The organism is Microbacterium sp. H1-D42 (assembly GCF_022637555.1).
GTDB lineage: Bacteria > Actinomycetota > Actinomycetes > Actinomycetales > Microbacteriaceae > Microbacterium.
Genome location: NZ_CP093342.1, coordinates 988,610 through 1,007,425, shown reverse-complemented (window position 1 = coordinate 1,007,425; position 18,816 = coordinate 988,610). Strand labels below are relative to the sequence as shown.

At 67.8% G+C, this 18,816-nt stretch carries 19 protein-coding genes and 1 tRNA gene; 11 read left to right on the top strand and 9 right to left on the bottom strand.

Annotated elements, in window-relative coordinates:
- Positions 1-21: 21 nt before the first annotated feature.
- The 3 genes from MNR00_RS04780 to MNR00_RS04770 all read right to left on the bottom strand — a co-directional run bounded on the left by MNR00_RS04780 (position 22) and on the right by MNR00_RS04770 (position 2,183).
- On the bottom strand, positions 22-1,116 hold the full coding sequence (locus tag MNR00_RS04780) for a folate-binding protein (RefSeq protein WP_241928029.1): 1,095 nt from the start codon (positions 1,114-1,116) through the stop codon (positions 22-24).
- Between the two features lies 1 nt (position 1,117).
- On the bottom strand, positions 1,118-1,723 hold the full coding sequence (locus tag MNR00_RS04775; RefSeq protein WP_241928028.1) for an FABP family protein: 606 nt from the start codon (positions 1,721-1,723) through the stop codon (positions 1,118-1,120).
- 166 nt (positions 1,724-1,889) lie between these two features.
- Positions 1,890-2,183 (bottom strand): hypothetical protein, encoded by a 294-nt coding sequence (locus MNR00_RS04770; protein WP_241928027.1) that lies wholly within the window; start codon positions 2,181-2,183, stop codon positions 1,890-1,892.
- Between the two features lie 60 nt (positions 2,184-2,243).
- Between MNR00_RS04770 and MNR00_RS04765 the strand changes: the two genes are divergently transcribed.
- The 8 genes from MNR00_RS04765 to MNR00_RS04730 all read left to right on the top strand — a co-directional run bounded on the left by MNR00_RS04765 (position 2,244) and on the right by MNR00_RS04730 (position 11,460).
- Positions 2,244-2,918, top strand: a complete 675-nt coding sequence (locus tag MNR00_RS04765) for a response regulator transcription factor (protein WP_241928026.1) — start codon at positions 2,244-2,246, stop codon at positions 2,916-2,918.
- A gap of 39 nt (positions 2,919-2,957) precedes the next feature.
- Positions 2,958-5,123: an RNA degradosome polyphosphate kinase gene (locus tag MNR00_RS04760; protein ID WP_241928025.1), complete on the top strand. Its 2,166-nt coding sequence runs from the start codon at positions 2,958-2,960 to the stop codon at positions 5,121-5,123.
- A complete protein-coding gene (locus MNR00_RS04755) occupies positions 5,120-6,058 on the top strand; it encodes an NUDIX domain-containing protein (RefSeq protein ID WP_241928024.1) in 939 nt (312 codons plus the stop codon). The genes MNR00_RS04760 and MNR00_RS04755 overlap by 4 nt, the downstream gene beginning before the upstream one ends.
- 132 nt (positions 6,059-6,190) lie before the next feature.
- Positions 6,191-7,294, top strand: coding sequence for a phosphate ABC transporter substrate-binding protein PstS (locus MNR00_RS04750; RefSeq protein ID WP_241928023.1), 1,104 nt, complete (start codon positions 6,191-6,193; stop codon positions 7,292-7,294).
- Positions 7,295-7,414: 120 nt separating this feature from the next.
- On the top strand, positions 7,415-8,374 hold the full coding sequence (gene pstC / locus MNR00_RS04745) for a phosphate ABC transporter permease subunit PstC (protein ID WP_241928022.1): 960 nt from the start codon (positions 7,415-7,417) through the stop codon (positions 8,372-8,374).
- Position 8,375: 1 nt separating this feature from the next.
- Complete coding sequence (gene pstA, locus MNR00_RS04740) at positions 8,376-9,464, top strand: phosphate ABC transporter permease PstA (RefSeq protein WP_241928021.1); 1,089 nt, start codon at positions 8,376-8,378, stop codon at positions 9,462-9,464.
- A gap of 53 nt (positions 9,465-9,517) precedes the next feature.
- Positions 9,518-10,297: a phosphate ABC transporter ATP-binding protein PstB gene (gene pstB / locus MNR00_RS04735; protein WP_241928020.1), complete on the top strand. Its 780-nt coding sequence runs from the start codon at positions 9,518-9,520 to the stop codon at positions 10,295-10,297.
- Positions 10,298-10,545: 248 nt separating this feature from the next.
- Positions 10,546-11,460: a type IV toxin-antitoxin system AbiEi family antitoxin domain-containing protein gene (locus MNR00_RS04730; RefSeq protein ID WP_241928019.1), complete on the top strand. Its 915-nt coding sequence runs from the start codon at positions 10,546-10,548 to the stop codon at positions 11,458-11,460.
- A 91-nt stretch (positions 11,461-11,551) separates the two neighbouring features.
- On the opposite strand, the gene MNR00_RS04725 is transcribed toward MNR00_RS04730, so the two are convergent.
- From MNR00_RS04725 to MNR00_RS04705, 5 genes are all read right to left on the bottom strand, one after another.
- On the bottom strand, positions 11,552-12,433 hold the full coding sequence (locus MNR00_RS04725) for an aminodeoxychorismate lyase (RefSeq protein ID WP_241928018.1): 882 nt from the start codon (positions 12,431-12,433) through the stop codon (positions 11,552-11,554).
- Positions 12,434-12,590: 157 nt separating this feature from the next.
- A complete protein-coding gene (locus MNR00_RS04720) occupies positions 12,591-13,220 on the bottom strand; it encodes a DNA-directed RNA polymerase subunit beta (RefSeq protein ID WP_241928017.1) in 630 nt (209 codons plus the stop codon).
- 25 nt (positions 13,221-13,245) lie between these two features.
- Positions 13,246-14,022 carry an anti-sigma factor gene (locus tag MNR00_RS04715; RefSeq protein ID WP_241928016.1) on the bottom strand — a complete coding sequence of 259 codons (777 nt, stop codon included), beginning with the start codon at positions 14,020-14,022 and terminating at the stop codon, positions 13,246-13,248.
- A complete protein-coding gene (gene sigK, locus MNR00_RS04710; RefSeq protein ID WP_241928015.1) occupies positions 14,019-14,618 on the bottom strand; it encodes an ECF RNA polymerase sigma factor SigK in 600 nt (199 codons plus the stop codon). Before sigK ends, MNR00_RS04715 begins: the two co-directional genes overlap by 4 nt.
- Positions 14,619-14,654: 36 nt before the next feature.
- The gene (locus MNR00_RS04705; protein WP_241928014.1) at positions 14,655-16,361 is read right to left on the bottom strand and encodes a cytochrome c biogenesis protein DipZ; all 1,707 of its coding nucleotides are present in this window, start codon (positions 16,359-16,361) and stop codon (positions 14,655-14,657) included.
- 165 nt (positions 16,362-16,526) lie between these two features.
- Between MNR00_RS04705 and MNR00_RS04700 the strand changes: the two genes are divergently transcribed.
- The gene (locus MNR00_RS04700; protein WP_241928013.1) at positions 16,527-17,183 is read left to right on the top strand and encodes a fasciclin domain-containing protein; all 657 of its coding nucleotides are present in this window, start codon (positions 16,527-16,529) and stop codon (positions 17,181-17,183) included.
- Between the two features lie 137 nt (positions 17,184-17,320).
- Positions 17,321-17,393: transfer RNA gene (locus MNR00_RS04695), tRNA-Lys, on the top strand.
- A gap of 5 nt (positions 17,394-17,398) precedes the next feature.
- On the opposite strand, the gene MNR00_RS04690 is transcribed toward MNR00_RS04695, so the two are convergent.
- Positions 17,399-17,887 carry a hypothetical protein gene (locus MNR00_RS04690; protein WP_241928012.1) on the bottom strand — a complete coding sequence of 163 codons (489 nt, stop codon included), beginning with the start codon at positions 17,885-17,887 and terminating at the stop codon, positions 17,399-17,401.
- A 62-nt stretch (positions 17,888-17,949) separates the two neighbouring features.
- On the opposite strand from MNR00_RS04690, the gene MNR00_RS04685 reads away from it, so the two are divergent.
- Positions 17,950-18,777 (top strand): serine hydrolase domain-containing protein, encoded by an 828-nt coding sequence (locus MNR00_RS04685; protein WP_241928011.1) that lies wholly within the window; start codon positions 17,950-17,952, stop codon positions 18,775-18,777.
- The last annotated feature ends 39 nt before the right edge of the window (positions 18,778-18,816 follow it).

Sequence of the window (18,816 nt, the reverse complement as noted above, 5' to 3'; positions counted from 1 at the left end):
TAACGGCCGGACGCCATCGGCTCAGCCGGCGTTGCGGGGGTCGTCGCCCAGCGGGCGGCGCGACAGACGCGTCAGGCGCGGCACATCGGCGGTGGATCCGGCGTCGGCCGGCACGATGACCTGTTGCGCGGCGGCGATGTCGGTCTCGCGCGAGCGCACGATCAGCTCGCCGACGGGGGCGCGCCGCGACAGGATCGCCAGCGCGATGGGCCCGTCCTCGTAGTGCATCGCCACCGAGGTGAGGTGTCCGACCTCGACCTCGTCCGCGAACACGGCATCGCCTGGCGCCGGCATCACGACGTCGCTGCCGTCGAGCAGGAGGGCTGCGAGCCGGCGGGGCGGATGCCCGAGGTTGTGCACCTTCGCGACCGTCTCCTGCCCGCGATAGCAGCCCTTGTTCAGGTGCACGGCGCTGCGGATCCAGTCGGACTCGTGCGGGATCGTGCGCTCATCGACCTCGGTCGACCAGCGCGGCCGCCACGCGGCGATGCGCAGCGCTTCAGCGGCGAGGGAACCGGCGAACGGTCCTGTCAGGGTCGTGGCATCGTCGACGACGGCGACGCTCCAGGCGTAATCGGCGGCCGGATGCCCCTCGACCGAGGCGTACTGGTGCCCGCCCGGCTGCACCTCGTGCCAGGGGTCGCGCCAGATCAGCGGGACGCCGTTCAGTGCGGCTGCAGAGAGGCGACCCTCAGCAGCGCCGCCTGCGAAGAAGCCGACGAGGGCAGCATCCGATCGCACGGTGACGGTGACCCGCGAGCGGAACACCATCCGCTGCAGCCAGGCTGCGAGCTTCTCAGCGTCTGCGTCGTCGGCGATCAGCCAGGCCGTCGTGCCGTCCTCGAAGACGGCAGCGGCGTGCTCGACGCGCCCCTGCGGGTCGAGCACCAGCAGCTCGGTGCTGTCGCCCGCGCGCAGCCGCGCCACGGATTGCGAGATGAACGAGTCCAGCCAGGTGAGCCGATCCTCACCCGTCACCTCGATCAGCACGCGGTCGGTCAACGGTGCGAGGGCATCGCCGGATGCCAGCTGCCGCTGCTCGATGAGCGGATTGCCGAAGTGCGCGATGACGTCGCCGTCGCGCACGGCCCCCGGCAAGGCGTCGAACGCGGCCATGTCAGACCTTCGCCAGGCGGGCGGATGCGTGTGACTTCAGGTTCTCGCCAAGCGCCGCGATGTCCCACGCCCACAGCAGATGCCCATCGACGAGCCCGTACATGCGACTGGCCGCCGTGTACTGCTGCTTCGCGCCGGCCGGACGCACCACGGAGTCCGTCGCGAAGTCGATGCGCGGGCCGTCGATGCGGCCGAGGTAGAGCTCGAGTGTGCCGTCGGAGTGCGCGACCGAGACCTCGATCGGGAAGCCGTTGTCGGCGCGCAGCGCCTCGACGTCATCCACCGTGCGCGCAGCGGCAGCCCCCTCCGGCGGCAGCAGCGCCGGGCCGGGGTCGGATGCTGTGTGTGGGCGTGCCAGCCGCCAGAAGCCCGTCTCGGCGAGCAGTGCGATCGGCTCCTCATCGCCCTCGACACCTCGGAAGGATGCCGCCGCCGCGTAGTTGAGGAACGGCCCGCCGTCATGGCTGAAGCTCACGCGATGCGTGAACTCCCCCTGAAAGCGCTGTTCGCCCGCGGTGTACTCGATGACACCGGTGCCCTCCCACACGCCCAGCAGCCACGCAAGCGGCGCCAGATCGGCGGGCAGATCCGTCGGCAGCTCGATCACGACAGCAGTCGGATCAGCGCTGGCCGCGGAACAGGTTCACGAGCACGACGCCGGCAACGAAGGCGATCGCGAGGCTCGCAAGGCCCAGCAGGCCGAGGAAGAAGAATTCGAGCGCGACGAGGTCCATGCTCCACAGTCTAGTCACGCGTGCACCGGCGTGGCGCGATCAGAGCGCAGCCGCGAGTGCCGAGATGCCGAACGCGGCTGAGACGAGGCCCATCAGCAGCAGCGCACCGCCGACGCTCGCCGACACCCTGGCGATGAAGCCCTGCGGTCGGGCATACGAGAGCTGCACGGCGAACGACAGCAGCACGATGCCGCCGAACGCGATCAGGATCCAGCCGGTGCGCACTTCGGCCGGCAGCGTGAAGCCGAGCACGAGCGCGGCCACCAACGACACCGCCCACACGGCGATGACTCCGTGAGTGGCGTTGCGCGGAGCGAGAGCAACATCGTCCATGACGCCATGGTACTTGTCTCTTGGCGTAAGACAGCAGGCATCCGCCGTTAGCATGATTCCGTGGTCCTGCTGCTGGCACTCACCCCGGCTCCCGATGCGGAGCCGGTGCTTCCGGCGCTCGAACTGCTCGCACACAGCATCCGCCCTCATCCCATGGACACGACGCATCTGCTGTCACTGCCCGAGTGCGACGCGATCCTCGTCGATGGGCGCACCGACCTCGTCGCCGCGCGCGCGGCCTGTCGACTGCTGCACACGACCGGAGCCGCGACCCCTGTTCTTCTGGTGGTATCGGAGGGCGGGATGAGCGCGGTGTCGGCGGAGTGGGGATTCACCGACCTCATCCTCGTCGGCGCTGGGCCGGCGGAGATCGACGCTCGCATCCGCCTGGCGCTGTCGCGACCCGAGAACGACGAGCCGACGCACGTGCAGGCGTCCGGCATCAGCATCGACGAGCAGTCCTACTCCGCCAAGCTGCACGGCCGTCCGCTGGATCTCACCTACAAGGAGTTCCAGCTGCTGCACTTCCTCGCCACCCACCCGTCCCGCGTGTTCACCAGGGAGCAGCTGCTCAGCGACGTGTGGGGGTATGACTACTTCGGCGGCACCCGCACCGTCGACGTGCACGTTCGGCGGCTGCGGGCGAAGCTCGGCGAGGCCGAGCAGATCATCGGAACGGTGCGCAACGTCGGCTACCGGTTCAACCTGCACGATGAGGTTCCGAGAACGGGCTGAGACACCCAATCGTCACCGACGGATGCAAGGATGTACCCCATGATCGAACCTGCACTTGTCGACACCGGACTCGGAGACGCCGAAGACGACGATTTCGACGCCCTCGAGACGCCGGACGCGATCCTTCCCGATCATCGTTACCACGACCGTGAGCTGAGCTGGCTGGCGTTCAATCAGCGCGTGCTCGAGCTGGCCGAGGACCCCACGCTGCCCGAGCTCGAGCGGGCGAATTTCCTCGCGATCTTCGCCAGCAATCTCGACGAGTTCTTCATGGTGCGCGTCGCCGGCCTCAAGCGCCGCATCCTCACCGGCCTCGCCGTGCCCACCAACGTCGGCCGCACGCCCAGCGATGTGCTCAGCGACATCTCCGCCGAAGCACACGCGCTGCAGCTGCGCCACGCAGCGGCATGGAGCGAGCAGATCAGGCCAGCGCTGGCTGACGCCGGCATCGAGATCACCGAGTGGGACGCTCTCACGGATGCCGAGCGCAGTGCCCTCAGCGAGTACTTCCAGGCGCAGGTGTTCCCCGTGCTGATGCCATTGGCCGTCGATCCGGCACACCCGTTCCCGTACATCTCGGGGCTGTCGCTGAATCTCGCGATCCGCATCCGCAATGCCCGCACCGGACGACAGGACTTCGCTCGGCTGAAGGTGCCGCCGATGCTGCCCCGCTTCGTCGAGGTGCCCCGGGTGGGCGAGATCATCCGGTTCATCCGCCTCGAAGAGCTCATCGCCAACCACCTGGTCGATCTGTTCCCCGGCATGGAAGTGCTCGATCACCATGCGTTCCGCCTCACCCGCAATGAAGATGTGGAGATCGAGGAGGACGAGAGCGAGAATCTCATCCAGGCACTGGAGGCCGAGTTGCTGCGGCGCCGGTTCGGCCCGCCCATTCGTCTCGAGATCACCGACGACATGGACGATGTGACCCTCGAGCTGCTCATCAAGGAGCTCGACATCACCGACCAGGAGGTCTATCGGCTGCCCGGCCCGCTCGACCTGCGCGGCCTGTTCGACCTGTCGCGCGTCGACCGCCCCGATCTGCGCTACCCGCCCCACTTGCCGACCACCGCGGTGGCCTTCCAGCCGGGCGACAGCAACGAGCGCCCCGACGTCTTCCGGGCGATCGGCAAGGCGGACGTCCTGGTGCACCACCCGTATGAGTCCTTCGCGACAAGTGTGCAGGCCTTCTTGGAACAGGCGGCCCGTGACCCGCAGGTGCTGGCAATCAAGCAGACGCTGTACCGCACGTCGGGCGACAGTCCCATCGTGCAGGCCCTCATCGATGCCGCTGAGGCCGGCAAGTCGGTGCTCGCGCTCGTCGAAGTGAAGGCCCGCTTCGACGAGGCGAACAACATCGTCTGGGCGCGCAAGCTCGAGAAGGCGGGTGTGCACGTCGTGTACGGCCTGGTGGGGCTGAAGACGCACTGCAAGCTCGCCCTGGTGATTCGCGAGGAGGACGGCGTGCTTCGGCACTACTCGCACGTAGGCACCGGCAACTACAACCCGAAGACCAGCCGGATGTACGAGGATTTCGGGCTGTTCACCGCCGACCCGCTCGTCGGCCGCGACCTCACCAGGCTGTTCAACGAGCTGTCCGGATACGCGATCGAGAAGAAGTTCAAGCGGCTGCTGGTCGCCCCATTGCACCTGCGCAAAGGACTGCTGCGGCACATCGACAAGGAGCGCAAGAACGCTGAGGCAGGTAGGCCCGCCCGCATCCGCATCAAGGTCAACTCGATGGTCGACGAGCAGATCATCGATGCGCTGTACCGTGCGAGCATCGCGGGTGTGAAGGTGGAGGTGTGGGTGCGCGGCATCTGCAGCCTGCGCGTCGATCTGCCCGGCGTCACCGACAACATCACTGTGCGCAGCATCCTCGGCCGCTATCTCGAGCATTCGCGCCTATTCATGTTCGAAGGCGACGGCGACCCGATCGTGTACATCGGCAGCGCCGACATGATGCACCGCAACCTCGACCGCCGAGTCGAGGCGCTGGTGAGGCTGGAGGATCCAGCCCACCGACAGGAGCTGCACGATCTGTTCGACCTCGCCATGGATCCGCGCACGAATTCGTGGCATCTCGGAGCGGGTGGCGTCTGGACCCGCTCCGAGGGTGCCGACGGTGCACCGCTTGTCGACCTGCAGGATCGCACGATGGTGAACGTCCAGAGTCGCCGTCGCCGCAAGCGCACCCGCCGATGACTGACACCGCCGTCTACGCGGCCGGGGCCGTCGTCTGGCGCCTGGTCGACGACAAGCTGCGCGTGCTGCTGATCCACCGCACGAAGTACCGCGACGTGACCCTGCCCAAGGGCAAGGTCGACCCCGGCGAGATGCTCGCCGAGACCGCAGTGCGGGAGGTGCGGGAGGAGACCGGCATCCGAGTCGCTCTCGGCGTGCCGGTCGGCGTGAGCAAGTACTGGATGCGCCCGAAGCGCCAGAAGGTCGTGCACTACTGGGCGGCGGAGGCCACCGATGACGCCATCCGCGCGTCGTCGTTCGTGCCGAACAATGAGATCGCGGCGGTCGAGTGGGTGAGCGTGAAGAAGGCGCGGCAGCGCCTGAGCTACCCGGTCGACGTCGAGATCCTCGAGAACTTCGCGAAGCTGGTCGACGACGGCGTGCTGCACACGTTCCCCCTGATCGCGCTGCGGCATGCGAAGGCGGTCTCGCGCGCGGACTGGGAGGGTGCGGATGCTGCGCGCCCGCTCACCGAGAAGGGACTGCGGCAGGCGAAGGCGATCGTCGCGCCGCTGCGCGCCTTCGGTGTTCGTCGGATCGTCACCAGCGACGCCGTGCGCTGCCGGGAGACCGTCGCGCCGCTGGAGAAGAAGCTCGCCCGCCCCGCCAAGATCACCGAGAAGATCAGTCAGGATGCCTGGGAGGACGGCGCAGACGACATCCGCTCCGTCATCGGACACCGCGTGCGCGCACGCAAGCCCGCGGTGCTGTGCAGTCACGGGCCGGTGCTGCCAGGCATCGTCTCCGAGCTCGCGCTTGCCACCGGCACCGTGCGTGGCTCGTACGTCAGCAGCGCCAGTGCGCTGAACGTCGCGGCGTTCTCAGTCGTGCATCTCTCGGCCACGAACCCGGGTTCCGGCATCATCGCGATCGAGACCCACGAACCCAAGCTGTAGCGGAACCCCAGCGCGCCCGCATTCGTTCACCTTCCGTTCACCCGAGTGGGAGAGTCTCGTTAACCGTCGCTCGTAGCGTCACTGTGTGCCCAGCACCGGGCATCCAACAGTCCCCGATCGAACGGATCCACAGTGAAGATCTCCCGCATCGCTCGTATCGGCGCCATCGGCGCCGTGGCCGCCCTCGCTCTCACCGGCTGCGCCGCGAACGAGGCACCGGCCGCCGACGGTCCGGCGTCCGAGGCACCCTCGACGCTCGAAGGCACCCTGCGCGCCACCGGCGCCTCTTCGCAGGGCGCGGCCCAGGAGGCCTGGGTCGCCGGCTTCCAGACCGCGAACGCGGGCGTCACCATCAACTACGAGCCCACCGGCTCCGGCACCGGCCGCGAGAACTTCCTCTCCGGCGCCAGCGACTTCATCGGCTCGGACCGCGCGTTCAAGCTCGACGAGTTCACTGAGGGCGGCTTCCAGATGTGCACATCGGATGCCATCGTCGAGGTGCCGCTGTACATCTCGCCCGTCGCGGTCGCGTTCAACCTCGACGGTGTCGAGTCGCTCAACCTCGACCCGGCCAGCATCGCCGGCATCTTCGCCGGCACAATCACCAACTGGAACGACCCGGCGATCGCCGCCCAGAACGAGGGCGTCGAGCTGCCCGACCTGGCGATCTCGCCGGTGCACCGCTCCGACCCGTCCGGCACGCAGGAGACCTTCACGAAGTACCTCAGCGCCACGGCCGGCGATGTCTGGACCTACGAGCCGGCCGACGTGTGGCCGATCAAGGGCGGCGAGGCGGCTCAGGGCACCTCCGGTGTCGTGCAGGCCATCAAGGCAGGCAGCGGCGCGATCGGCTTCGCCGACGCCTCGCAGACCGCCGACCTCGGCCAGGTGCACGTCGGCGTCGACGGCGAGTACGTGGCGTACTCGGCCGAAGCGGCTGCCGCTCTCGTCGAGAACTCGCCGCTGGAAGAGGGCCGCGGAGCCGGTGACCTCGTCTTCGCCGTCGACCCGGCCGCTGCCCCCGCAGGCGCCTACCCGATCGCTCTGGTCAGCTACCTGATCGGCTGCGAGCAGTACGAGGACCCGGCCAAGGCCGCGATCGTGAAGTCGTACTTCGAGTACATGGCCAGCGAAGAGGGCCAGAAGGCCGCAGCCGACAACGCCGGCAGCGCCCCCATCTCGGCAGGACTTCGCGACAAGGTCCTCGCCGCGATCGACACGATCAAGGTCGACTGATCATCCCGATGACGACTGACTGAAGCCGATGCCCTCGCGTCCCACCCGGGCGCGAGGGCATCGGAGGGTCAGCACGGGAAGCCCAGCCGGCATCCGATTCCACCCGAACAGCAGGAGAACATGACCACGACGACCAGGCAGGCCCACGCCGCGCCCCCGATCAAGGCGAAACAGCGCCTCGGCGACCGGGTCTTCTCGGGCACGGCGCTCGGCGCCGGCATCATCATCCTCGTCGTTCTCGCAGCGGTCGCGGCGTTCCTGATCATCCAGAGCCTGCCCGCGTTCGCGCCCGACACGACCGAGAACCACATCCTGCAGGGCCGCTCGTTCTGGAGCTACGTCGGACCGCTGGTGTTCGGCACCGTCTGGGTCTCGCTGATCGCCCTGCTCATCGCCGCGCCGATCTCGATCGGCATCGCGCTCTTCATCTCGCACTACGCGCCGCGCAAGCTCGCAGGGCTGCTCGGCTACATCATCGACCTGCTGGCCGCCGTGCCCTCGGTCGTGTTCGGACTCTGGGGCGGCCTGGTGCTCGCCCCGCTGCTGCAGCCGATCTACGCCTGGCTGAACGAGTACATGGCCTGGGTGCCGTTCTTCGGCGGGCAGGTCTCGTCGACGGGCAAGACGATCATGACCGCCGCTCTCGTGCTCGCGGTCATGGTCATCCCGATCATGACCGCCATCTGCCGCGAGGTGTTCCTGCAGACGCCGAAGCTGCACGAGGAGGCGGCGCTCGCGCTCGGCGCCACGCGCTGGGAGATGGTGCGCATGGCCGTGCTGCCCTTCGCCCGCAGCGGCATGGTCTCAGCCACGATGCTGGCACTCGGTCGCGCCCTTGGCGAGACGATGGCCGTGACCATGGTGCTCTCCCCCGCGGCCGTCTACAGCTTCCTGGTGCTCACCGCGACCAACCCGACGCCGATCCCCGCGAACATCGCGCTGGCATTCCCCGAGGCGCACGGCACCGGCGTGAACACGCTGATCGCCACCGGCCTGATCCTGTTCATCGTGACCTTCGCGGTCAACGCGCTGGCGCGCTGGATCGTCGCGCGCCGCGCCGAGTTCTCCGGAGCGAACTGACATGACCACGCTCACCTCCGCTCCCGCTTCCACATCCGCATCGCTGACCGCCGGAAGGCTGGCGCACTGGGCGCCCTGGGCGCTGCTGGCAGCATCCCTCGTCGCCTCCGCCGCGGTCTTCGCGGTGACCACGCCGACCGGCGACCTCGCCGACTTCAACATCGCCGGCACGGTCATCGTCGGTGTGCTGCTCTACCTGGTGCTCATCACCGTCGTGTCCTCGATCGCCGAGAGCCGTCGCAAGGCCGTCGACCGGCTGATGACCGCGCTCGTCGCCACCGCGTTCACCGTGGCTCTGCTGCCGCTGATCTCACTGCTGTGGACGGTCGTAGCCAACGGCATCGGCCGCTTCGACGCCGAGTTCTTCAGCTACTCGATGCGCAACGTCGTCGGCGACGGCGGCGGCATCGTGCACGCCATCTGGGGCACCGTCCTGATCACCATGATGGCGGCGCTGATCGCCGTGCCGGTGGGACTGATGACCTCGATCTACCTCGTCGAATACGGCCGAGGGCGGATCGCCAAGGGCATCACCTTCTTCGTCGACGTGATGACGGGCATCCCGTCGATCGTCGCTGGTCTGTTCATCTACTCGGTGTTCGCTCTGCTCATCCGCCCCGGCATCTCGATGGGCTTCATGGGCTCGCTCGCGCTGGCCGTGCTGATGGTGCCGGTGGTCGTTCGGGGCAGCGAAGAGCTGCTGCGCATCGTGCCGAACGAGCTGCGTGAGGCCGCGTACGCCCTTGGCGTGCCGAAGTGGCTGACGATCATCAAGGTGGTTCTGCCGACCTCGATCGCCGGCATCATGACCTCGGTCATGCTCGCCATCTCACGCGTGATCGGCGAGACCGCGCCGCTGCTGCTGACCGCCGGATTCACCGCCAGCCTGAACACCAACCTGTTCAACGGCCAGATGATGACGCTGCCGGTGTTCGCCTACAACTCGTACATGAACCAGGGCACCAACGCCGACGCGTCGATCGCCAGGGCGTGGGCAGCCGCTCTCACCCTGATCCTCATCGTCATGGTGCTGAACCTGCTGGCGCGCCTGATCGCGAAGTGGTTCGCGCCCAAGACCTCCGGCCGCTGAGCCGAATACCGATTCCCGATTCCACCCCGATATCTCCCGATAGAAGGAACCTCGTGTCCAAGAGCATCGAAGTCAACGACCTCAACGTCTACTACGGCGACTTCCTCGCCGTCGAGGGCGTCTCCCTCGAGATCCAGCCCCGCAGCGTCACCGCGTTCATCGGCCCCTCCGGCTGCGGCAAGTCCACGTTCCTGCGCACGCTGAACCGCATGCACGAAGTGATTCCAGGCGCCCGCGTCGAGGGCGAGGTGCTGCTCGACGGCAAGGACCTCTACGGTCCAGGCGTCGATCCGGTGCTGGTGCGCCGCCAGGTGGGCATGGTCTTCCAGCGCCCCAACCCGTTCCCGACGATGTCGATCAAGGAGAACGTGCTGGCGGGCGTCAAGCTGAACAACGGCAAGATGTCCAAGAGCGACCAGGAGGCTCTCGTCGAGAAGTCGCTGATGGGCGCGAACCTGTGGAACGAGGTCAAGGACCGCCTCGACAAGCCCGGATCGGGGCTGTCCGGCGGCCAGCAGCAGCGTCTGTGCATCGCCCGCGCGATCGCCGTGTCTCCCGAGGTGATCCTGATGGACGAGCCGTGCTCCGCTCTCGACCCGATCTCGACCTACGCGATCGAAGAGCTGATCGGCGAGTTGAAGAACGACTACACCGTCGTCATCGTCACGCACAACATGCAGCAGGCTTCGCGGGTGTCTGACAAGACGGCATTCTTCAACATCGCCGGCACCGGCAAGCCCGGCAAGCTCATCGAGTTCGACGAGACCTCGACGATCTTCACCACGCCGTCCGTGCAGGCCACCGAGGACTACGTCTCCGGCCGCTTCGGGTGATTTGGGGTCGGGTGGACGGCACCGGGTCGCGGTGCCCGAATTCCGGCTCTCGCCTGTCGCGCAGTGTCGGATTACTGACGCGCGAAGGACTGTGTGGCGTGTCATCACACCGACTCGCCGTACAGTCAGCAGATCATCAGTAGTCAGACACCACCACTCCTCCTGCACAAATATGGATCGAGCCGAGTTGTCCCCCGCCACTGGGATTTTCGGCCAGGCGGTGTCCTGCGTTGGCGGATGCTCGGACCGTGACGTTCCTCCTCGCCTCAGCTGCACTGGTCCGCATCGGCCCGATCGTCCGCGCTTGCGATCTGCGTGCGCGCGGCGTGACGAGTCGCGAGATCTCGCGCGCCACGTCCGCCGGTGAGATCCGCCGCGTCCGCCGCGGCGTGTATGCCTCGCTTGACGCCGACGAGTCCTGGATCCATGCCGCCCAACACGGCGCCGTCCCGAGTTGCGTCATGGCCGGGCGGATGATGGGGCTGTGGATCCTGCAGGACGGCGACGATCTGCATCTCTGGTTCGGCCATGCGGGCAATCCCCGCCAGTGCGGACGACGCTCGTGCGACCCGCACCAGCACTGGGATGACGGCGAGGTCAGACTCGGCGATCTGCCGCCGGTGCGGAACGTGCTGCTTCAAGTCGCTCAATGCGCAGATGAGGAGACCTTCTTCTGCGCTCTCGAATCAGCGCTGCGCAAGTCGATGCTGCATGTCGGCGACATCCGGTGGCTGGCCGAGCGGGTGCCGCGCCCCGTCCGCTGGCTGCTCGGATTCGCCCGAACTGATGCTGACAGCGGTCTGGAGTCACTGATCCGGCTCAGGCTGCACAAGCTGGGCATCTCGGTGTGCACCCAGGTGCAGATCGACGGCGTCGGCGAGGTGGACTTCGTCATCGGGGACTGGCTGATCATCGAGGCCGACGGCAAGCAGAACCACGATGATGACCGGGACGACGAGGGCGGCGATGCCTCACAGCCATGGGTCTCACTGCGACACAAGGATCTGATGCGTGATGCGCGGGCCGCAGCCCTCGGGTATGAGACCTTGCGTTTCAACTACGCGATGATCGTGCACCATTGGGCGACGGTCGTCGCTGCGATTCTGGCCAGGATCGCCGCAACGCGCGTGGCACCCGTCGGTCGTCGTGTGTCTGATCACTGACAGAGCCAGACCTTCGCGGCGTGTCGCCGGGTCAACACGCCGTGCGGACGCGTGAGCATCAGTAATCCGGCACGCGCTCCCTCCGGCGTGATCAGCGCGGCGAGAGCAGGAAGGCGTTCAGTTCGGCGGTGAGGATGGGGTCGGATGCCAGAGGGGCGCCGTCCACGGCGGTGATGGCCACACCCTGGCGGATGCTGGATACCAGCCACGCGGCATCCGCCTGCGTCAGGTCTCGCGTCGTCAGCGTCGCATAGCGCGTCTGGAAGCCGCGCGACTCGAGGTGCTCGAAGACGCTCAGCTGAGTGGTGCCGTGCAGGATGCCCGCCGACGGCGCCGTGGTGAGGAACTCGTCTCCGGAGCGGATGATCAGCGACGCGGTCGGCGCCTCGAGCACATAGCCGTCGTTGGTGACGAAGATCGCGTCGTCTGCTCCGCGGCGGTGCGCCTCGCGGAGGGCGGCCATGTTGACCGCGTACGACAGGGTCTTGGCGCCCAGCAGCAGCCACGGGGCCCGCTCCCCCGCGCCGAGGTCGTAGCCGCGGTCCAGCGTGACGACGCGCACACCGTCTCGGCGCACGGCGACGTAGTCGGGGGCGACGGATGCTGTCACCCATGCCGTCGGAGCGGGGCCGTGCTCGACGCCGCGGCTGAGGATGAGCTTGATGACGGCCTCGCCGGCAGGTGCGTGCGCTGCGGCGATGGTGATCGCCTGCCGCCATTGCGCGAGGTTCGGGGCGGGCAGGTCGCAGATGTCGGCCGAGTGAGCGAGTCGCTGCACGTGCGCCTCGACCTCGTTCGGATGCCCGTCGATGACGCCGATCGACTCGAACACCCCGTCTCCGCGCTGCGTGCTCAGCTCGCCGACGCTGAGGGCAGGAGCTGCGACATCGATCGTCGAGAACGTCTCGGCGTAGTCATCACGGGCATCCGCCGCATCGACGGGCGTGATCATCAGAGCGAAGCGGTGGGCCATGCGCCCAGCCTAGAGCCGCGGGGAATACCGCCGCGCACGACGCGTTACACTTGATCAGCCGGGCCGCATAACCCCGGGCTCCAATATTTGCCGCTCCGAGCGGCCTTCCGCCGAGAGGCGTTCTTGCGGTCCGGCTTTTTTCTTGCCCTCAGGACGATCAGACCAGAGTGCCGCGTCGCCAGGCGGCGGCTGAGGCGGCCAGGTCCTCGGCGTAGGTGGTCAAGCGCAGGGCGCGGCGGGTGAGTTCACCGGCACGGTCGGGTTCGGTGCGCTCGTAGTCGTCGGCGATGTGCGTGGCTCCGGATGCCTGCACTCGGCAGTACGCGGCGGCGCGCTCCAGCGCGACGGCGAAGTCTCCGCGGAAAGCGCCCCGCAGGATCATGTCCACCAGGGCGACGAGCTCCTCAGGGTTCGCGGGCGCGGGGGCGCCGGCGATCACGGCATCTGCTGAGTGCAGCTCGACCCGGCCGCGCTCGTACAGCAGGGCGGTCTGCGCAGCATCCGATCGGATTGCGATCTGCAGCAGATACAGCCGCCACAGCGTGCCGGGCAGTGACCGGGCGGGCGCGTGCGACCACAGTTCGGCGATCTCGTCGATGCCGTGCTCGGCGGCGAAGCCGATGAGTCGCTCGGTCACGGCGCCGCTCTCGTCGCGGCGAGCGCGTTCGAGCAGGGCGGATGCTGTCGCGTGCGCCACCCTGGACTGCTCGGCCGGATCCGCCTGCCCGACGAGGTTGTCGAAGGCGGTAGGCGGGCGGCGAACGGGGCGGTGGAACTGCTCGGGCATCCCTCCAGGGTAACGCCAGGGCGGATCACGCGGTCGGGATGACGATGATCGGGTCGGTGGTCGGCGCGCCCGTCGGCGATCCGCCGGACTGCTCGATCGTCACGGCGATCGCATCACCGGGCTGCATCTGCTGATCGAGCTGCGCCGTAGCTTCGCCGTCGTCAGGTTCGAACACGCCCGCGGCGATCGGCGCCTCATCGCGCACCAGCCACAGCTCGTAGGTCTCGCCCTGGCCAGGGTCTTCCAGGCCGGTGGTGACGAGCACCGCCTTGCCCAGTTCTTCTGACCAGTGCGCGGTCGCCGTGCCGCCAGAGGCGAGCTGCACCGTCTGCTCTGCGGCATCGGGCGCCGAGCGGATCTCATCGAGCGCGACCACGGATGCGGGAGGCCGCAGCTGCGAGACGAGCACGGCCGTTCCGATCCCGGCCCCCACGAGCAGCACCAGGCAGGCGGCGAGCACGAACATCAGCCGACTCCCGCGGCGCGGCGGCTTCCTGTCCACCGGCGGCGTCCCGTCAGCCTGCGGTTCCGCCTGATCCTGCGGTTCCGCCTGATCCTGTGATTCAGGCTGATTCTGCGGTGTGACGGCGATCCGGGCGAGGAGATCAGCCCGCAGATGTGCGGGCGGGGCGACCGGAGGCAGTGCGTCGGCGATGGTCGCGGCGGTCTGGCGATCCGCCTGCACGAGATCCTGCCACTCCGGATGTTCGGCGAGTGCCGCGCGGAACCTCTGCTCGTCAGCATCCGACAGCGCGTGCAGGGCGTGCCCGGCGGCGAGTTCTGCGAACTCCTGCTCGTTCATGTCGACACCCCCAGTTCGCCGCGAAGACGCGACATCCCGTCCCTCATTCTCGTCTTTACCGTCCCCAGCGGCGCCCCGATCAGGGCCGCGATCTCGCTCTGACTGTAACCGCCGTAGTAGGCGAGGATCAGCGCTTCCTGCTGCGCTTCCGGCAGCATCGCCAGAGCCGCGACGACCCGCTCCCCCTCGACCTTCGACTCGACAGCATCCGACACAACGTCACGCGCGGCGGCGAGATCTCGGATGCCGACGCGCACGTCCCGGTCGGCGCTGGACTGCGACGACCGCACGCGATCGACGGCACGTCTGTGGGCGATGGTCAGAACCCACGTCCGTCCCTGTCCTTTGTTCGGAGCGAAGCGGTGAGCGGATTGCCACACCTCCAAGAAGACCTCCTGAAGCACCTCTTCGCTCTGAGCGCGGTTGACGGCCACCTTCAGGATCAGCGCGAACACGCGCCCCGAGAGCAGGTCGTAGAGCTCGGCGAACGCCGTCTGATCGCCGCCGGCGACGCGGATGAGGAGCTCGGTGGCACGGTCGCCCGCTGGGCCGCCCTCCGTCACGTCCTCACCGTCGATGACCATCTCCACAAGCATGCCGCAACTCCTCTGCCTTCACCGGAGGCCACTCCGTCATCCGAAGGTGAAGGAGTATGCCTGCACGCCGCCCGGCACCTCGAGTGTCAGCGTGCCGTCGTGCGCATCGCCTTCGACGAGCGCGTACGAGCGTGGTGTGCCCTCGACGCTTATCCTGCGGATGCTGCCGTCGTCACGGTGCACCACGATCTCTCCGGTGCCGGCCAGCACCGCCCGCACCTCGCCGGCGCGGTACGACAGTCGGATGCTGCCGCCGGCGTCGTCGGCGGGTGTGGCGTATTGGGTCTCGATCTGCCAGGAGCCGTCCAGGGCGAAGGAGTCGTCTGGTTGCTCCGACGGGAACGCATAGTCTCCCCGCCCGGCGCGGTAGGGGCCGTCGCCGCCGTAGTTCACGTCCTTGGACGATCCGAGGAAGGTCTCGCGGGTCGTGGATCCGACCTCGGGAGTCGTATCGGCGACCTCGGTCGGCTGTGGCAGCGCGGCTTCGGGGTCGGCGTCCTGCAGCAGTTCTCGGATCAGCTTCTCGGTCGTGGCGTAATTCCCCTCGCCGAATGCGATGTGTCGCACCGTCCCCTCGGCATCGATCAGGTAGTGCGCCGGCCAGTAACGGTTCCGATAGGCCGTCCAGGTCGAGAGGGTGTTGTCGAGAGCCACCGGGTAGTCGATCCCGAAGTCGGCGGCGCCGGCACGGACGTTGTCGACCTCTTTCTCGAAGGCGTATTCAGGAGAGTGGATGCCGATGACGCGCAGCCCGGAGTCACGGTAGGCCTCGTCCCAGGCCACCACGTGCGGGATCGAACGCTGGCAGTTGATGCACGAGTATGCCCAGAAGTCGATGAGCACGACCTGGCCGCGCAGATCCTTCAGATCGATGCCGGCACCGTCCGGCGTGTTCAACCAGGCCTCGATGCCACGGATCGCCGGCGCCTGGCCGCAGGTCTCCAGCACGGTGGCGCCGTCGGTGCAGTTGGAGAGCTCACGGTTCTCATCCGTCACCAGCCCGCCGAGATCGAGCGCATCACCCTGCTGCTCGGTGAGCCCCTGCTGCAGCCCTGCGGTGTAGTCGGGGACGAGCCGCTGCAGCGCCTGCGGAACGTTGAACACCAGTCCGATGGCGAGCGCGATCATCGCGATGCCAGCGGCGATGCGCAGCCCACGCTCTCGGGCGCGGAACGCGCGGATCCGCTGCACCAGCCCGCGCCCGGCCAGTGCGAAGACCAGCAGTGGCACGGCGACGCCGACCGCGAACGAGACGGTGAGCAGCACCGTGTCGATGCCGATGCGACCGGTGGAACCTGCCACGATGATCGCCGCGAGGACTGGTCCCGCACACGGGACGAACACGGCCCCGAGCGCGATGCCGACGCCGAATCCGCTGCCGCGGTTCTTCACCTCTTTGCGGGGAAGCCATTGGAACGGCTTCTCGAGCAGCTCCTCCAGCTTCGGCACGATGAGCGCGACACCGAGAAGCAGCAGCACGGCGATACCCAGCCAGCGGATGATGTCCTGCGGCAGATTCAGCAGGCCGAGCACGAGAGACCCGGCGAGCGTGACGAGTGTGAAGCTCAGCATGAGTCCGGCGATCACGAGGTATGGACGGCTGCGGCGTGCGGGCAGTGCCTCACCGTCAAACCTCGCCGACTGCGCGCCCCCCGTCAGGAAGATGACCGGCAGCACCGGCAGGATGCACGGCGAGATGCCGGTGATGAGACCGCCGAGCAGTCCGATGATGATCAGATCCATGATCCGCCTTCCGTCGTCGGTTCTTCGGCTCCGACCACCGGATCGGATTGGGTGCGCGGCGGTGAAGAGACGGCATCCGATTCATTTCCGATCCGATCGCGCACGGACTCCGAACAACCTTCGACGCCGCGGGAAGGCCGCGGCATTCGAACCCCGGAGGTTGAAATGCTCAGCACCAAGAAGAAGATCAGCGCCGCTCTCTCGCTCGGCTTCGTCGGCGTTCTCGTTCTGGCCGGCTGCTCGATGGGCAGCGACGCGGAGGCACCGTCGAGTGAGCCGAAGGCTCCGGAGACGTCAGAAGCAGCACCCGACACGATGGATCCCGCGGCGAACCTGGTGGGTCCCGGGTGCGCGGCCTACGCCGAGCAGGTGCCGGACGGCGACGGCTCAATCCAGGGAATGTCACAGGACCCGGTCGCGGTCGCGGCCTCGAACAACCCGCTGCTGACGACGCTCGTGTCGGCGGTCAGCGGCCAGCTCAATCCGGATGTCAACCTCGTCGACACGCTCAACGGCGACGAGTTCACCGTCTTCGCTCCGGTCGACGACGCGTTCGCGAAGATCGACCCCGCGACGATCGAGTCGCTGAAGACCGACGCCGACACGCTGACGTCGATCCTCACCTACCACGTGGTTCCGGGACAGATCGAGCCTGCCGACATCGCCGGGATGCACAAGACAGTGCAGGGCGCGGAACTCGACGTCACCGGGTCTGGCGACATGTGGAAGGTCAACGACGCGAACATCATCTGCGGCGGCGTGCAGACCGCGAATGCGACGGTCTACCTCATCGACTCGGTGCTGATGCCCCCGGCCGAGTGAAGGCCGACCCGGTAGCCCTGGGGAGAGCTTCCAGGTCACTCAGACGGACGTGAGCCGAGGGGAATCACGTCCACCCGGGAATGTGCCCGTCGACGGTCGTCGGCGGGCACATTCTCGTGACCGTAGACTAGATGGACGGGCCTCTAGCTCAGTCGGCAGAGCATCGGACTTTTAATCCGCGGGTCGTGGGTTCGAGCCCCACGGGGCCCACCGCATCACCCGAGCGACGCTGCCCTCTTCCGCGCCTGCACCAGCTGCACGATCCACTCGACGACCAGCCACAACCAGCTCGTCAGCCAAACGAACACACACGCCAGCATGATCACGCTGGAGAGTGATTCACCCTCAGGCGTGGAGCTCGTACCCATCAACTCGGTGAACGCCGAGCCGTATGTGCCGTCGTCTCCGCCGTCGACGAGGAAGAAGGCGACAGCGAGAACCCCGACCGAGGTCAGCCAGGCGGCGATCAGCGCGCGCCACCCGCCCTGCGACCGGCGGAACACCCCGCGCGCCCGCAAGAACGCGTTCACGGCGATCACGATCTGCAGCGCCCAGCCCAGCAGCAGCACGGGGCTGAACATCATCGCGACGAACATCATCCAGCCGGGAAAGATCGACCCTTTCAGCACCACCGCTGCCACCGGTGCCACGATCAGTGCGATTCCAGCCGAGACCGCGGCGGCGCGCGAGATGACTGTCGACATGCCCGCATTCTGACAGGCCGGCGCCCGTGCGACGCCATCTACGGCGTGGCAGGATCGAACGCATGAGCACTCTCGACGACGTCCTGGCCCGCATCGAAGACTGGCCGGCCGAGAACTCGGCGGCGGCCGTGATCTCGGCGGATGGCCGAGTGCTCGCCTCGCACGGCGACCTCGCACAGCCGTACCGGCTCGCCTCGGTCACGAAGCCGCTGACAGCGTACGCGACCCTCGTCGCCATCGAGGAGGGCGTGTTCGCGCTCGATGACCCGGCGGGCCCCGAGGGCTCGACAGTGCGGCATCTGCTCGCGCACGCCTCCGGTCTGGATTTCTCCGAAGACAAGGTGCGCGCGGCGCCAGGCACCCGGCGGATCTACTCCAATCACGGCTTCCAGGTGCTGGCCGATGCTCTGGCCGCACACGCCGAGATCCCCTTCGCGACGTACCTCGACGAGGCGGTCTTCGCCCCGCTCGGCATGACCGCATCGCAGCTGGTCGGCTCCGCTGGGGCCGGCGCGGTGGCATCCGTGGCTGATCTCGCGCGCTTCGCGGCTGAGCTGCAGCATCCGACGCTGATCGCGGCGGAGACGCTCGCCGAGGCGACGACAGTCGCGTTCCCAGGTCTGGACGGCGTGCTGCCCGGCTTCGGCCGGCAGAGCCCCAATGACTGGGGCCTCGGCTTCGAGCTGCGTGATGACAAGAGCCCGCACTGGACCGGCGGCGCGAACTCCCCCGCGACGTTCGGGCACTTCGGGCAGTCGGGCACGTTCCTGTGGGTGGATCCGCAGGCGGGCGTCGCGTGCGTCGCGCTGGGCGATCGCGACTTCGGCCCGTGGGCGGCGGAGGTCTGGCCGCCGTTCTCGGATGCTGTGCTCGCGGCCCTGCAAGTCTGAGCAGACCGGGCCGCAGGACGGCGGGGAGCCAGACGTCGG

Bases quoted from the DNA above. Each gene is read 5' to 3' on its own strand.
- MNR00_RS04780 (WP_241928029.1), bottom strand. From the start codon at position 1,116: ATGGCCGCGTTCGACGCCTTGCCGGGGGCCGTGCGCGACGGCGACGTC.
- MNR00_RS04770 (WP_241928027.1), bottom strand. From the start codon at position 2,183: ATGGACGATGTTGCTCTCGCTCCGCGCAACGCCACTCACGGAGTCATC.
- MNR00_RS04760 (WP_241928025.1), top strand. From the start codon at position 2,958: ATGATCGAACCTGCACTTGTCGACACCGGACTCGGAGACGCCGAAGAC.
- MNR00_RS04755 (WP_241928024.1), top strand. From the start codon at position 5,120: ATGACTGACACCGCCGTCTACGCGGCCGGGGCCGTCGTCTGGCGCCTG.
- pstC (WP_241928022.1), top strand. From the start codon at position 7,415: ATGACCACGACGACCAGGCAGGCCCACGCCGCGCCCCCGATCAAGGCG.
- pstA (WP_241928021.1), top strand. From the start codon at position 8,376: ATGACCACGCTCACCTCCGCTCCCGCTTCCACATCCGCATCGCTGACC.
- MNR00_RS04725 (WP_241928018.1), bottom strand. From the start codon at position 12,433: ATGGCCCACCGCTTCGCTCTGATGATCACGCCCGTCGATGCGGCGGAT.
- MNR00_RS04720 (WP_241928017.1), bottom strand. From the start codon at position 13,220: ATGCCCGAGCAGTTCCACCGCCCCGTTCGCCGCCCGCCTACCGCCTTC.
- MNR00_RS04715 (WP_241928016.1), bottom strand. From the start codon at position 14,022: ATGAACGAGCAGGAGTTCGCAGAACTCGCCGCCGGGCACGCCCTGCAC.
- sigK (WP_241928015.1), bottom strand. From the start codon at position 14,618: ATGCTTGTGGAGATGGTCATCGACGGTGAGGACGTGACGGAGGGCGGC.
- MNR00_RS04705 (WP_241928014.1), bottom strand. From the start codon at position 16,361: ATGGATCTGATCATCATCGGACTGCTCGGCGGTCTCATCACCGGCATC.
- MNR00_RS04700 (WP_241928013.1), top strand. From the start codon at position 16,527: ATGCTCAGCACCAAGAAGAAGATCAGCGCCGCTCTCTCGCTCGGCTTC.
- MNR00_RS04690 (WP_241928012.1), bottom strand. From the start codon at position 17,887: ATGTCGACAGTCATCTCGCGCGCCGCCGCGGTCTCGGCTGGAATCGCA.
- MNR00_RS04685 (WP_241928011.1), top strand. From the start codon at position 17,950: ATGAGCACTCTCGACGACGTCCTGGCCCGCATCGAAGACTGGCCGGCC.